Raw genomic sequence first — 13,026 nt, forward strand, 5'->3', positions numbered from 1 at the left:
AGGCCGTCATCGAGACCTACGGCGAGCTCATCTATCGGCGGATGAGCAAGACGATCGACGATCCCGCCCGGCTGGCGCGCACCTATGCGCTGCTGCTGCCCGGGTGGCTGGCGCGCTCCTTCAACGCGATGGCGCAGGAGAACGACTGGGCGCAGGTGGACATGCCAACTTACGACGCGGCGCTGGGGCTGGATGCGTTTGGCCGGCCAGCGGCAGCGGCTGCAGCGGTGGGGAGCAACTCGTGAACAAGAAGATTGGAATTCTGGCGGGGATGGAGTGGGACCATTTCCCAATGGCCCTCATCCAGAGGATCAACGCAGTGCCGGGCTTCGAGGCGGAGCTGGCGAAGATCGACGCCACCCCGGAGACCTTCACCAAGCGGTACGACGTGCTCGTCGACCGCATCAGCCATGAGGTGCCGTTCTACCGGTTCCACCTCAAGGCGGCGATGCTGGCCGGCACCTACGTCATCAACGATCCGTTCTGGTTCTCGGCGGATGACAAGTTCTTCGGCTTCTCGCTGGCCACGCGCATCGGCGTCACCGTCCCCCGGACGATGATGCTCCCGCAGCGCCAGTACATCCCGGCCATCGACCCGCAGCGGTCGCTGAAGAACCTGGTCTACCCGCTCGACTGGGAGGCGATCGCCAGCTACGTCGGCTTCCCCGCCATCCTCAAGCCGGCGGACGGCGGCGGCTGGCGCAACGTGAACCGGGTGGACGACATGGAGCAGCTCATGCGCGTCTACAACGACTCGGAGCAGCTGGTCCTCACGATGCAGCAGTTCATCGAGTTCGACGACTACGTGCGCTGCATCTGCATCGGCCGGGAGCACGTGCGGATGATCCGCTACAGCGTGAAGACGCGCAGCTACCTGCCGGAGAAGAACTTCCTGCCCGCCGCCCTGGAGGCCCGCATCCTCGACAGCGCGCTCGAGCTCAACCGCGCGCTGGGCTACGACATGAACTCGGTGGAGTTCGCGATCAAGGACGGCGTCCCCTACGCGATCGACTTCACCAACCCTGCGCCAGACATGTATCCGCACCACATCCTCCCGGACAACTACGAGTGGTGTCTGGAGAAGATGACGGAGCTGTGCATCACCGCGGCGCGCGAGGGCCGCCAGAACGACACCACCCATGCGTGGCAGCGGTACCTGGAGAAGAAGACGTCTCATCCGGCGGCTTCCACCCCCGCCACGCCGCGGGCCGCCGCGGTTCCCGCCGTCGCGAATGCGAGGTCTTGAACATGAAGACATCGAGTCTGCTGGAGGGGCAGTTCACGCTGGGAGTCGAGGAAGAGTTCCAGATCGTCGACTCGCAGACCCATGAGCTGCGCTCCTACATCTCCAAGCTGCTGGATGACGGCAAGGCCGTGCTCCGCGAGCGCGTCCGCGCAGAGATGCACCAGTCCGTCGTCGAGGTGGGCACCGGCATCTGCCACAACGTCCAGGAGGTGCGCTCGGAGCTGACCGAGATGCGGCTCGAGCTGGACCGGCTGGCGCGCAAGGGCAACATGAACATCGTCGCCGCGGGGACGCACCCGTTCAGCGACTGGAAGAGCCAGGAGATCACCCCGAACCCCCGCTACGAGGTCATCGTCCAGGACCTGCAGGACGTCGCGCGCGGCAACCTGATCTTCGGGCTCCATGTCCACGTCGGCATCAAAGAGAAGCAGACGGCCATCGCGCTGGCCAACCAGCTCCGGTACTTCCTGCCGCACCTGCTGGCGCTGTCCACCTCCTCGCCCTTCTGGCTGGGGCGCGCCACCGGCCAGCAGTCGACGCGGACGCTGATCTTCAAGCGCTTCCCGCGCACCGGCATCCCGCCCACGTTCGAGAGCTACTCGCAGTTCATGGAGTACGTGGATCTGCTCATCCGGACCAACTGCATCGACAACGGGAAGAAGATCTGGTGGGACGTGCGCGTCCACCACGTCTTCGACACGGTGGAGATCCGCATCTGCGACATGCCGACGAGCCTCGAGCAGGAGCTGGGGATCGTCGCGCTGATCCAGGCGCTGGTGGCGCAGCTCTACCTGATGCTGCGCCGCAACATGTCGTGGCGGCACTACATGTCCCCGCTCATCGAGGAGAACAAGTGGCGGGCCAGCCGCTACGGCATCCGCGGCAAGCTCATCGACTTCGGCCAGCAGCAGGAGCGGCCGTACTCGGAGCTGCTGGAGGAGATGATCTCCTTCGTCTCCGAGGCCTCGGACACGCTGGGGACCACGGACCAGGTCACGGCCGTGCGCCGCATCCTGAAGGAAGGCACCTCCGCGGAGAAGCAGCTCGAGGTCTTCAAGGCCAACAACAACGACCCACGTGCGGTGGTGCGCTGGCTAGTGGAAGAGACGATGCGAGGCGTGGGAACCCCGGCCGCGCCCGTCAGCCGGGCCGGGTAGCGCGGCGAGGGGGCCTGGCCGGGGGCGGCCCTACTCCGCCTTCGGCCAGAGCGCGACGGTGGAGCCGACCCAGTCCAGCCCCTTGTTGAAGTCCACGCCGAGCATCTTCCCGCGGGACAGCCGGACGAGGTTCAGGAGCGGCTGGGGCAGGCGCTGGCCCTGGTCACGCAGGCACAGCACGCGGATCTCCGCGGCCACACCGATGCCGTCCGGCGTCCACAGCTCGCGCGCATATTCGATCTTCCGCTGGAGGATCCACCCATCGCGCTGCTCGGCGGGGAGGCCAGCCAGATCAGCGGCCGTCGGATCCACCTTCACGCCGGCCCCCGCGTACGAGAACAGCGGCTTGAGCACGTAGTTCTCGAGGTCCGCCGGCACCTCCTTGAGCTGCGCCACCGTCGTGGCCTTGGGGACGGCCGGGTGGTCGAGCAGCGGCAGGGAGAACTTGGACCACATCCAGTACCAGTTGGGGTGCGGGCACCAGCTCACATCCAGGTCGTCCGTGAACTTGAACGCCATGGGCGGGTTCTTCCGCTGGAGCTCGTCGAAGACGACCCGGTTGAAGATGCGGCGGATGGGGAGCTTGCGGCCGTCCTTCATGCGGAAGAGCTGGCGGCCCTCGCGCAGGACCTCCGTCACGCAGACGGCCTCGATGCCGGTCAGCGCCTGGGTCGCCACGAAGTCCGGCAGCGTCTTCTGCTTCAGCGGCTCGATCTCCAGCAGCACCACCTCCTCCGGGGTGTGGCCGCCCAGCAGCGCGCGGCGGAGGAACGCTTGAGCGCTGTCGTAGTCGTACCCGGGGGCGAAGCAGTGGAAGCCGTTGGAGGCCCCCGGCAGCGCCATCATCTCATTGAAGATCCGCGCCTGGATGATGGTGAAGGCGAACAGGGATGGGAACGCCTGCAGCTCGACCACCCGCCCATCCAGCTCGCCGTCCGGGCCGCGGACGATGGCGAAGTCGATGGTCATCACATCCGGGGCGTCGTCCTGCCGGGGGACGTCGTACTCGGCCGGCACGGCCCGGCGTGCGAGGGCGAGGCGCTCCGGCTCCGCCAGCTGCGCGATGATCTCCCGCGTGTAGCGGAAGATTCGATCGCGAGTGGCTGGGGCCATGAACAGCGGCGACTCCGCCAGGCGGTACGGGACCGGGCCCACCGTGGCCTGTAGTCGGTTGCGATATTTCTCGTAGAAGTCAGGCGAGAAGCGCTGGTTGTAGACGCGTCTGAAGTCTGCGTGCATTGGGGGCGCAGACTAGCACGTGTCAGGTAGCGCCATCAGCCTCTGGAGGGACCGTCTGCCCGCCCCTCCAGCAGCCTGTCGATTGAGGGGGAATTTCCCACACGGGGAGACACATCAGGGACTTTCATGCTTGCTCCGAGGCGGTTAGAGATGAGGCATGTCTTTCTCCAGCCGTCATGGACGTCTTGCAGGGCTCAGACTCGAGCGGTCGCGCGCCTCCCGGCAGTTCGCGGACGGCCGCTTCCGGAACACGGCGCCTGTCGAGCCAGGCCTTCAGGGCAACCCACTCCCGGTGCTCGGAGAGTTCTTCTTCGGGGGCGCACAGCGGACGCCGCCAGGGGTGCTGCCGCTGGAGAGCCCGCTGGAGACGTGGACGCGCCGGGCAGAGAGTGGCTTCCGCGTGACGTGGCTCGGCCACAGCACGCTGCTCCTGGAGCTGGATGGCGCGCGCATCTTGACCGATCCTGTCTGGGGCGAGCGGGCCTCCCCGCTGAGGTTCGCCGGGCCCAAGCGGTTCCACGCCGCGCCGGTGCGCATCGAGGAGCTGCCGAAGCTCGACGCGGTGCTGGTGTCGCATGACCACTACGATCACCTCTGCCGCTCCACCATCCAGGCGCTCGCGAAGCTGCGCGTGCCCTTCGTCACCTCGCTGGGTGTTGGCGCCCGGCTCGAGGCGTTCGGCGTGGCACCGGAGCTGATCACCGAACTCGACTGGTGGGAGCAGGCCACCGTGGGGCCCGTGGGCTTCACCGCGACGCCCGCGCAGCACTTCTCCGGACGAGGGCTCGGGGATCGGAACCACACACTCTGGTCCTCCTGGGTGCTGAGGACCGACAGGCGCCGCGTCTTCTTCAGCGGTGACACCGGCCTGACGACGGAGTTCGAGGAGATCCGCCAGCGGCAGGGCCCCTTCGATCTGGTGATGCTCGAGGTGGGCGCATTCCACTCGAGCTGGGGCAACATCCACCTGGGACCGGAGAACGCGCTCAAGGCGCACGCGATGCTCGGCGGTGGGACGCTGATGCCCATCCACTGGGGCACGTTCGACCTGGCGCTCCACCCGTGGGCCGAGCCAGCCGAGACGCTCCTGCAGCTGGCCTCGGAGCAGCGGGTGCGGCTGTTCACCCCGCGCCTGGGTGCCGCCCTCGAGCCCGTGAACGTGGAGCAGCCGACGCCGTGGTGGCGCGAGGTGGTCGCGACGAATCCGGCGCTGCAGTTGGCGAAGGGATGCTAAAGCCGGTGAACCCATCCTGCACCAGGAGGACCGTATGACGTCCGTCCGAGCCATTGTGTTCTGCCCGCTCCTCACCGTGCTGGTCGCAACCGCAGCGATCGCCAAGGAGAAGAAACCCACGGGGAGCACCCGCTCCTCCTCCAGCAAGTCCAGCGCGGGGAAGCGCCCTCAGCTGGAGGAGCGATCCGATCCCAAGGGCTTCACCCTCAAGGTGCCAGGCACGACCACGGAGAAGCGGGACGATTGGACGACGACCTACAGCGCTCGCCTGCTGCCGGACGGCGCCCTGGTCAAGGCCACCGTCACCGTGGATGTACTGGACGAGCTCACCCCCGTCACCAACCTGGACAAGGCCGTTGAGGCCGTGCTCGCAGCGCGGCCCCGAGGGATGCAGGCCACCCTCAGCGAGCAGCGCGAGCTGCCGAACGGCTATCTGGTGATCATCGGCCCGGAGTACGACACCTATGCCGTGACCGTGATCCGCAACGGCAAGGAGGTGCAGGTGAAGGCGCACTGCACCGGGCCGAGCTCGCGGCTGGAGGAGCTCAAGGAGATGTGTCTCTCCGTGAAGCCCACGAAGTAGCTCAGTGCTGCATGGTACCTTCTGCGCCCATGAGCGCGAACCTGTTGGCTGAGCTCGCGGACGTGCTACCGCCCGAGGGACTCGTCACCGACCCCGATGTGCTCGATGCTCATCGCCGGGATCAGGCCTCGTGGGCAGCGGCAGGCACCGCGCGCGTGCTCGTCCGCCCGGGCTCGACGCGCGAGGTCCAGGCCGTGCTCCGGATCGCCTCCGCCCATCGCGTCCCCGTGGTCGCCCGGGGCGCGGGCTCGGGGCTGGCAGGCGGTGCCAATGCCGTGGATGGCTGCATCCTGCTCTCGCTCATGCGGATGAACCGGATCCTCGAGGTCGATCGGCGAGGCCTCTTCGCCGTCGTCCAGCCTGGGGTGATCAACGCCGCGCTCAAGGCCGCGGCCGCGGAGCAGGGGCTCTGGTACGCGCCGGATCCCGCGAGCGCGGAGTTCTCGACGATCGGCGGCAACCTCGCGACCAATGCCGGTGGCCTGTGCTGCGTGAAGTACGGCGTGACGGGGGATGCGGCGCTGGGCCTGGAGGCCGTCCTCGCGGATGGCTCCGTCGTCCGCACTGGCGGCCGCACGGTCAAGAACGTGGCCGGCTACGATCTCACCCGCCTGTTCGTCGGCTCCGAGGGCACGCTGGGCATCATCACCGAGGCCACGCTGCGGCTCCGCCCACGCCCACCCCGCGCCACCACGCTGGTGGCCTCGTTCCCGACGCTCGTCGCGGCCGGCGTGGCGGTCACCGACATCATGGCTGACACCCGTCCCTCGCTCCTGGAGCTGATGGACCGCGCGACCGTCCGTGCCGTCGAGGCCCACAGGCCCATGGGACTGGATGTCGACGCTGCCGCGCTCCTGCTGGCGCGCTCCGATGCCGGGGGAGATCAGGGCGTCGCAGAGTGCACGCGAATGGCAGCCGCCTGCGAGGCGGCCGGAGCGACCTTCCTCGCGCACTCCGCCGACGAGGCCGAGGGAGAGCTGCTGCTCGGGGCACGCAGGCTCGCCTACCCCGCGCTGGAGAGACAGGGGACCACGCTGCTGGACGATGTGGGCGTGCCGCTCTCGCGCATCGCGGATCTGCTCTCTGCGGTCGAGCGCATCGCCGAGCAGCGCGGCGTGCTCATCGGCACCTTCGGGCACGCGGGCGATGGGAACATGCACCCCACGCTCGTCTTCGACCGGAACGACCCGGCCGCCGTGGAGCGGGCCCAGGCGGCGTTCGACGACATCCTCCGCGTGGTGGGTGAGCTGGGCGGAACCATCACCGGGGAGCACGGCGTCGGTGCTCTCAAGCGCCCCTACCTGGCCCGGCAGCTCGGCCCCGAGACGACGCGGCTCCATGCCACCATCAAGGCCTCGCTCGATCCGCTGGGCATCCTCAATCCCGGCAAGCTGCTCTGACTCCCGGAGCCCGACGCCCTGATGCTCGGATGGCAGGACCTAAGCCCAGCAGCAGGGCAAGCGCCCAGAGCCATGGCTGTTTCTGCACCCGGGGCCTCATGGGCGAAGGTCCGAGGTGTAGACTCGCTCCTCGTGAACCGGCGAAACCTCCTCTTCTCCCTGGGCCTTCTCGGCGCGGGTACTCTGTCGTCCCGCTGGGGGTTCTCGCGGCTGGCGCGCAGTGCCGCTCCGGACAGCCCTCTCAGCGCCGAGGCCCAGGCGCTGGTGGACAAGGCGTGGGAAGGGGTGGACCCGGCGCGGATGGTGGACTGCCATGTGCACCTGGTCGGGCTCGGCACCGACGGCACCGGCTGCTACGTCAACCCGCGCACGGAGCAGCTCCTCCGCCACCCCATCACCTACTTCAAGTTCGCCATCTATCGCCGCGCCGCAGGGGTGGAGGACAGTGAGCATCCCGATCGCCAGTACCGCGAGCGGCTCCTGTCCCTGATCAAGACGGCGCCCATGAGGGGTCGCGCGCTGGTGCTAGCCTTCGACTACGTGCACGACGAGGCGGGCAAGCCCCGCCCCGAGCTGAGCGAGTTCCACACCCCCAATGACTACGTGCTGAAGCTCGCCCAGGACAACCCTGAGCACGTGCTGGCCGGTGCCTCCATCCACCCCTACCGTCCGGATGCGGTGGACGAGCTCGAGCGTGTGGCCGCGCTCGGAGCTCGCGCCGTGAAGTGGCTGCCCAACGCCATGGGCATCCACCCGGGCTCCTCCCGCTGTGATGCCTTCTACCGGAAGCTCGTCGAGCTGAAGATGCCGCTGCTCACACATGCCGGCGAGGAGCAGGCGGTGGAGGCCGAGGATGCGCAGGCCTTGGGCAATCCCCTGCACCTGCGGCGCCCTCTGGATGCGGGCGTGAAGGTGGTGGTGGCGCACGCGGCCAGCCTCGGCACCAGCGAGGATCTGGACAAGCCCGGCGGCGACCATGTGGACAACTTCCAGCTCTTCATGCGGATGGTGGGCGAGGAGCGCGCCAAGGGTCTGCTGCACGCGGACTTCTCCGCCATGACCCAGGCCAACCGCTGCGGTGTGCCCCTGCGCGAGATGCTGACACGCGAGGACTTCCACTCCCGCCTGATCCACGGCAGCGACTACCCGCTCCCGGCCATCAACGCCCTCATCCGCACCGGCAAGCTGGAGGATCTGGGCTACATCAATGCGGACGCGCGGCGCGCTCTCAACGAGCTGGATCGCCACAACCCGATCCTCTTCGACTTCGTGCTCAAGCGCACCCTCACCGTCCAGCAGGACGGAAAGACGTACCGCTTCCCTCCTTCGGCCTTCATGCTGCCCGAGGGGCTCTTGCGCGGCGTGTGAGCCAGGGCGTTACCGCAGCGCCTTGGCCTTTCGGCTCCTCTACTTCCGACGTTGACGCCGTGGCTTGACGCTCTGCCAGGCAAGATGCGGCAAGGTGGCGTGCATCCACTCCGGATCGAGCGGGGCCCCCGAGAGGAAGCGGCGACACGCCTCGTGGCTGGGACCTAACAGCACCACGTCGAACATCAGGGGCGGCCAGGGCGGCAAGGTTCCCTCGGCGATGAAGCGGCCCATGTGAACGACCACGGGAGTCAGCAGCTCCGCCTTCCTCGCCTGCAGCGCGTCCCTCGCGTCGGCTCCGAACTCGAGGGCCGTTGCCTGGTACATGAAGCGCCCCTCTTCCTGATGGCCGAGAATCCACTCGAGATGGCCGTCAACGAGCGCCACCACGGCTTTCTCCGCGGTGGGGGTCGGCGTCACCCTCTCCGCGAGGTGCGCGAAGAGGCGCTCGAAGGTGCGCGTCAGCAGGGCCAGGGTGAGGTCCGGAAGCCCCTTGAACTGGTGGTAGACGCTCGACGGGCTCGCCCCAGCCTCCCGCCGGATCTCCTCGATGCCGGTGCCGAGTACCCCGCCCCTCACGAAGCACCGCAGCGCTGCGTCCAAGAGCGCGTCGCGCCGCTTCATGCCGTCACGTCGAGCAGGCTCCATGCTCGCCCTACCCTATGCGGTGCGCCGTTCGGGGTCGACCGCCCGCGCGGCACGACACCAAATGGAATAAACTTCCACTTTCGAGACCGGCCTGTCAGGCTGTAACCATGGCTGACCTGATCCTCACTGGCGCCTCCCGTGGCATCGGCCACGCCTTGGCCCTGGCCCTCGCCGAGCGGCGAGGAGATCGCCTCGTCCTCGTCGCACGCGACCGCACATCCCTCGACGCCCTGGTCACGGGCATCGAACAGAAGGGCGGTCACGCCGTTGCGGTGCCGGGGGATCTCTCGTCGCTGGACGGAGCCCGGGAGCTTGGGAAGCGTCTGGTCGATGCTGTCACCCCTGGCGCCACGCTCATCCACAACGCCGGGCTGTGGCCCGCGAAGCGGGTGCTCACACCTGAAGGTCTCGAGACCGCCTTCGTCATCAACCACCTGGCGCCCCTCGTCATGCAACGGGCGCTCCTCGACGCCGAGCACCTGCGCCGGATTATGGTGGTGAGCGCCGGCTTGATCGTGAAGGCGCGCTTCGACGCCGCGCGGACTCCTACCGGCAAGGACTTCTCCAGCATCCGCACCTACTGCAACACCAAGCTCTGCTTTGCCCTGGCCATGCGCGACATCGCGGCCGCCTACCCGGCGATCGATGTCGTGGTCCTCCACCCAGGCGTGGTGCGCACGGACCTCGGGGCGCGCTCGGGGCTGCTGGGCTGGCTCCTGTCACGCGTCAAGCGCAGCTGGGAAGCCCCCGAGGTCTGCGCGGCACGCCTCGCACGGACCCTCGCGCGCGAGCGTTGGTCGCCCCCCGGCGAGGCTCGCTGGCTCATGGAGGAGACGGAGCAGCCGTGGCCCGCCGTCGCCGAGGACGAGGCCACGCGGCGCGCGGTACGGGACACCACCGCTCGCCTGCTCTCCTGAGCTCACCGCGAAGGCTGGCTCTTCCGCTCGGGAAACAGCGGGGCTTGTTCCAGCAGCCGATGCGGAGAGAAGACGTCCTCCGGCACATCCGGGAGCACTCGGCCGGTCTTGATCAGCTCAATGGCCGTGTGCCCGGCCTCAACGCAGTAGCTCCCTCCGTAGCCGTTGAAGCCCGCCGCCACGACGATGCTCCGGGGATCGGCCCCGCGTCGGCGGAAGAAGCCCAGCGCTGGCATCCGGTCGGGCGTGAAGGCCATGGGCCCCGTCCAGACCCGTGAGGGGGGTTGCCCGCGCGTCTCCGGAAAGCGTCGATCGATCCCTGCCTTCACCAGCCCAAGCACAGCCATCGAGCGCTGCAGATCCTCCGGTGCGGGCGCGGGCCGATCCAGGCCTCCGCCCACGTGGAGCATGCCGCGCCGCACGTTCTGGGCGTCCACATACCGCGTGGCCTGCGGGAAGTTGTAATAGAGGTCCCCCTTCTTCTCAGTGACCGTCATCCCCTTCATGCGGTCCTCGACGTGCTCCAGGTTCATGATCTGGCTCTGGTAGCACGCGATCTGCTCGAGCTCGGGGAACAGGTGCGAGGTGAACGCGTTCGTCGCGACGATCACCCGCCGGGCGCGGATGTCCCCCTCGGCAGTGCAGACAATGGGCTCCGGGCCCGCGCCCGTCACGATGCTGTCGACGCGCACCCGGGTGTAGAGCCCGACGCCCCGCTCGATCGCCCTCTGCAGCACCCCGCAGACGAACTTGCGTGGGTGGTAGTTCCCGCTGTTTGGCGCGCACCGGCCTCCGAAGTACGCCCGCAGCCCGAGCTCCTCGAAGATCTTCTCCTTGCTCCAGTAGACGAGCTGCTCTTTCCCACCAACGCGCGTGACCTCCCTGACGAGCGCGACCTCCTCCTTGAGCGCCGCCTCCTCCTCGGAGGTCTCCGCGACGCGGAGCCAGCCGTGGGGGGAGTAGTCACAGTCGATGTGCTCCTCGGTGACAATCTGGTTGAAGCGCACGCTGTTGCGCAGACCGAAGCCAATGACAAGCCTCGCCTGCCGATCCGCCTGCTCGCGGAGGGTCTCCTCGTCGATCTCCGGATACACGGCATGCAGGAACTTGTACCGCTCCCGGACGAGGCCCTCGTAAGGCCCCAGGAAGTTCTCGGGGATCAGCTCGAAGTTGCCGCCATTCCGGCCGCTGGCCTGGCTGGCTGGGTCCTCCATGTCGAGGACGGCGACGCGCTGGCCTGACCGGGTGAGCTCGATCGCGTGATAGGCCGCCGAGGCTCCGGTGAGGCCCGCCCCGATGATGAGCAGGTCGACCTCCGCAGGGAGCTCCGGCGTGGAGCGAAAGGCGGCCAGCGGGTTGGGGAGGAGCTGCCAGTACGACACGTCCTCCTCGGGCATGGCGATCGGGCCCCGCATCCTGGCGCCGACGCTTGCCACCCAGCTCTGGAAGGCGGCGGCGGCCCCCCTGTCGAAGCGAGGCCGGAGCAGCCGCTCGAGCTCGTAGAGGGCCTCCTGGAGCGCCGGGGTGGTCCGCCCGTGGACGTCGACCAGGCCCAGGCCGGCCGCGGCGGTGCGGAGCTCGTCGATGTCGTGACGAGCCACCTCCCGGAGCTCCGACTTCCGGTGGGCGAAGCTCAGGAGCTGCGGGGAGGCATCCGAGATCATGGGAATGCCCCAAGCCTACCGCTTGCCAGTGGCTTCAGTACGGCCGATCCACGCCTCGGCGAGACTCCCGCCAGGTGCCCTTCACGTAGTCGGGAAGCTGGCTGGACACCTTCTCGAACTCGGCCTCGGTGATCTGCGTCTGGAGCGCCGCGAAGACGCCGTGGAGCACAAGCCGCACGTTCTCCGGCTCGGCGTTCAGGTGGTTGGCCACGTGCAGGTAGAAGTCATCCCTGTCCAGCTTCTCGGGTGCCGCGGTGCGCTGCTTCTGACAGCGCCCCACCAGTTCGCGCACATCGGGTGAGAGCTGCTCGACGAGCTGCTGAACGATGCCACCTGGCAGGCGCTCGGTCAGCGCACAGAACACGGCCTCGACGGCCTTCTCGGGCTCATAGTCGGGGAGCTGCTCGGCGACCTTCTTCAAGAAGGACTGCCGATCCGTGCCGACTCCCAACCCGGACCATGACAGTGTCTCCTGGTCTTGCATGGTGGCTTCTCCTCGCTGGCGCTTCCTTCACCCTGGGGGTTCTTCCGCCGAGGAGCAGCAGGCAGGAGCACGAGGGGTCGCCAGGAGCGCTGAGGAGCTCAGGGAGGCTTCGGGCGCACGGCCTGCCATACCTCTTTTATTGTGAAGCGGCGAGCCGCCGCTCTCAACGGGATCGAACGGGGCCTGCCACAGGTCACCCAGCCAGGGCGTGGCCTCGCGTAGTACTGTCCGTTCCCGGGATAACCGGGAGGAAGCGCCATCCGAGGTCAAGGCATCGCAGACATCTCCACGGTCAACAGGTCGCGTCAGAGGGATGGCGCGCGGGGCTCTCCACTTGTTCCCGCGCTCACCATCGTGTCCCACCCCATGGCGCACCGCGCGGGGGATCGGTGGGTGATGGAGTCGCTGGCCGCTGGCAAGGTCGTTCGTCTCTCGCGCATGGCGCCCAACTTCGTGCCCCCAGGGGGCGGCCTAGGAGCTCCGCTGGTTGATCCCTTCCTCAGCCGAAAGCCCACTCTCTTCGTCCCAGGCCCGGAGGGACGGATCCAGTTGGAGCCGGGCGAGGGGAGCTCCGTGATCGTCGCGGACGAGCCGCTGAGGGGGACTCGCGAGTTCGGGCCCGAGGAGCTGGCGGCAGGCATCCCGCTGGAGCTGGCCGAGCGCGTGGTGCTGCTGCTGCATCTGGCCGAGGCCTCGACCCTGGAGGTGCCAGATGCGCTGGGCATGGTGGGCACGAGCGCGGGCCTGCAGAGGGTGCGCCGGCAGATCGCGCAGGTGGCGGATCTGAACGTGTCGGTGCTCATCCGGGGCGAGACGGGCTCGGGCAAGGAACTGATCGCCCAGGCCATCCACCACCGCAGCCCACGGCGGGCACAGGCCTTCGTGAGCGTGAACCTCGGGGCCATCCCCAAGGAGCTGGCCGCCGCGGAGCTGTTCGGCGCGCGCAAGGGCGCCTTCACCGGCTCGGTGCGAGACCAAAGGGGCTTCTTCCTGGCCGCCAACGGAGGAACGCTGTTCCTGGACGAGGTAGGCGAGGCCCCGCCCGAGGTGCAGGTGCTGCTGCTGCGCGTGCTGGAGACGGGGGAG

At 68.2% G+C, this 13,026-nt stretch carries 13 protein-coding genes; 9 read left to right on the forward strand and 4 right to left on the reverse strand.

Annotated elements, in window-relative coordinates; translation table 11 throughout:
- The 3 genes from VD972_RS28360 to VD972_RS28370 all read left to right on the forward strand — a co-directional run.
- On the forward strand, positions 1 to 245 hold a 245-nt coding region (locus VD972_RS28360), incomplete at its 5' end, for a hypothetical protein (RefSeq protein ID WP_324991879.1).
- The gene (locus VD972_RS28365; protein WP_324991880.1) at positions 242 to 1,246 is read left to right on the forward strand and encodes a hypothetical protein; all 1,005 of its coding nucleotides are present in this window, start codon (positions 242 to 244) and stop codon (positions 1,244 to 1,246) included. The genes VD972_RS28360 and VD972_RS28365, both read left to right, overlap by 4 nt.
- A 2-nt stretch (positions 1,247 to 1,248) precedes the next feature.
- Positions 1,249 to 2,403, forward strand: a complete 1,155-nt coding sequence (locus VD972_RS28370; RefSeq protein WP_324991881.1) for a carboxylate-amine ligase — start codon at positions 1,249 to 1,251, stop codon at positions 2,401 to 2,403.
- A 30-nt stretch (positions 2,404 to 2,433) separates the two neighbouring features.
- Here VD972_RS28370 and VD972_RS28375 read toward each other — a convergent pair whose 3' ends face one another.
- Positions 2,434 to 3,642, reverse strand: coding sequence for a hypothetical protein (locus VD972_RS28375; protein ID WP_324991882.1), 1,209 nt, complete (start codon positions 3,640 to 3,642; stop codon positions 2,434 to 2,436).
- A gap of 157 nt (positions 3,643 to 3,799) precedes the next feature.
- Here VD972_RS28375 and VD972_RS28380 point away from each other — a divergent pair, with 157 nt between their 5' ends.
- From VD972_RS28380 to VD972_RS28395, 4 genes are all read left to right on the forward strand, one after another.
- Positions 3,800 to 4,876: an MBL fold metallo-hydrolase gene (locus VD972_RS28380; protein WP_324991883.1), complete on the forward strand. Its 1,077-nt coding sequence runs from the start codon at positions 3,800 to 3,802 to the stop codon at positions 4,874 to 4,876.
- A 34-nt stretch (positions 4,877 to 4,910) separates the two neighbouring features.
- A complete protein-coding gene (locus tag VD972_RS28385; protein WP_324991884.1) occupies positions 4,911 to 5,459 on the forward strand; it encodes a hypothetical protein in 549 nt (182 codons plus the stop codon).
- 29 nt (positions 5,460 to 5,488) lie between these two features.
- Positions 5,489 to 6,859: an FAD-binding oxidoreductase gene (locus VD972_RS28390; protein WP_324991885.1), complete on the forward strand. Its 1,371-nt coding sequence runs from the start codon at positions 5,489 to 5,491 to the stop codon at positions 6,857 to 6,859.
- 132 nt (positions 6,860 to 6,991) lie between these two features.
- Entirely contained in the window at positions 6,992 to 8,227 is a 1,236-nt protein-coding gene (locus VD972_RS28395) for an amidohydrolase family protein (protein ID WP_324991886.1), read from the forward strand.
- A gap of 39 nt (positions 8,228 to 8,266) precedes the next feature.
- On the opposite strand, the gene VD972_RS28400 is transcribed toward VD972_RS28395, so the two are convergent.
- The gene (locus tag VD972_RS28400) at positions 8,267 to 8,875 is read right to left on the reverse strand and encodes a TetR/AcrR family transcriptional regulator (protein WP_324991887.1); all 609 of its coding nucleotides are present in this window, start codon (positions 8,873 to 8,875) and stop codon (positions 8,267 to 8,269) included.
- A gap of 107 nt (positions 8,876 to 8,982) precedes the next feature.
- On the opposite strand from VD972_RS28400, the gene VD972_RS28405 reads away from it, so the two are divergent.
- The gene (locus VD972_RS28405; RefSeq protein WP_324991888.1) at positions 8,983 to 9,792 is read left to right on the forward strand and encodes an SDR family NAD(P)-dependent oxidoreductase; all 810 of its coding nucleotides are present in this window, start codon (positions 8,983 to 8,985) and stop codon (positions 9,790 to 9,792) included.
- Positions 9,793 to 9,794: 2 nt separating this feature from the next.
- Here the strand turns inward: VD972_RS28405 and VD972_RS28410 are convergent, their stop codons facing one another.
- Together VD972_RS28410 and VD972_RS28415 are read right to left on the reverse strand one after the other, a co-directional pair.
- Positions 9,795 to 11,456: an FAD-binding oxidoreductase gene (locus VD972_RS28410; RefSeq protein WP_324991889.1), complete on the reverse strand. Its 1,662-nt coding sequence runs from the start codon at positions 11,454 to 11,456 to the stop codon at positions 9,795 to 9,797.
- Positions 11,457 to 11,490: 34 nt separating this feature from the next.
- Entirely contained in the window at positions 11,491 to 11,940 is a 450-nt protein-coding gene (locus VD972_RS28415) for a DUF2267 domain-containing protein (protein WP_324991890.1), read from the reverse strand.
- A gap of 366 nt (positions 11,941 to 12,306) precedes the next feature.
- On the opposite strand from VD972_RS28415, the gene VD972_RS28420 reads away from it, so the two are divergent.
- On the forward strand, positions 12,307 to 13,026 hold a 720-nt coding region (locus VD972_RS28420; RefSeq protein WP_414654146.1), incomplete at its 3' end, for a sigma-54 factor interaction domain-containing protein.

Origin of the sequence: Hyalangium sp. (assembly GCF_035629615.1) — a bacterium.
Classification (GTDB): domain Bacteria; phylum Myxococcota; class Myxococcia; order Myxococcales; family Myxococcaceae; genus Hyalangium.

What these genes read in the sequence shown, in the direction of transcription:
- VD972_RS28370 (WP_324991881.1), top strand. Translation starts at nt 1,249, where the DNA reads ATGAAGACATCGAGTCTGCTGGAGGGGCAGTTCACGCTGGGAGTCGAG.
- VD972_RS28375 (WP_324991882.1), bottom strand. Translation starts at nt 3,642, where the DNA reads ATGCACGCAGACTTCAGACGCGTCTACAACCAGCGCTTCTCGCCTGAC.
- VD972_RS28380 (WP_324991883.1), top strand. Translation starts at nt 3,800, where the DNA reads ATGTCTTTCTCCAGCCGTCATGGACGTCTTGCAGGGCTCAGACTCGAG.
- VD972_RS28385 (WP_324991884.1), top strand. Translation starts at nt 4,911, where the DNA reads ATGACGTCCGTCCGAGCCATTGTGTTCTGCCCGCTCCTCACCGTGCTG.
- VD972_RS28390 (WP_324991885.1), top strand. Translation starts at nt 5,489, where the DNA reads ATGAGCGCGAACCTGTTGGCTGAGCTCGCGGACGTGCTACCGCCCGAG.
- VD972_RS28400 (WP_324991887.1), bottom strand. Translation starts at nt 8,875, where the DNA reads ATGGAGCCTGCTCGACGTGACGGCATGAAGCGGCGCGACGCGCTCTTG.
- VD972_RS28405 (WP_324991888.1), top strand. Translation starts at nt 8,983, where the DNA reads ATGGCTGACCTGATCCTCACTGGCGCCTCCCGTGGCATCGGCCACGCC.
- VD972_RS28410 (WP_324991889.1), bottom strand. Translation starts at nt 11,456, where the DNA reads ATGATCTCGGATGCCTCCCCGCAGCTCCTGAGCTTCGCCCACCGGAAG.
- VD972_RS28415 (WP_324991890.1), bottom strand. Translation starts at nt 11,940, where the DNA reads ATGCAAGACCAGGAGACACTGTCATGGTCCGGGTTGGGAGTCGGCACG.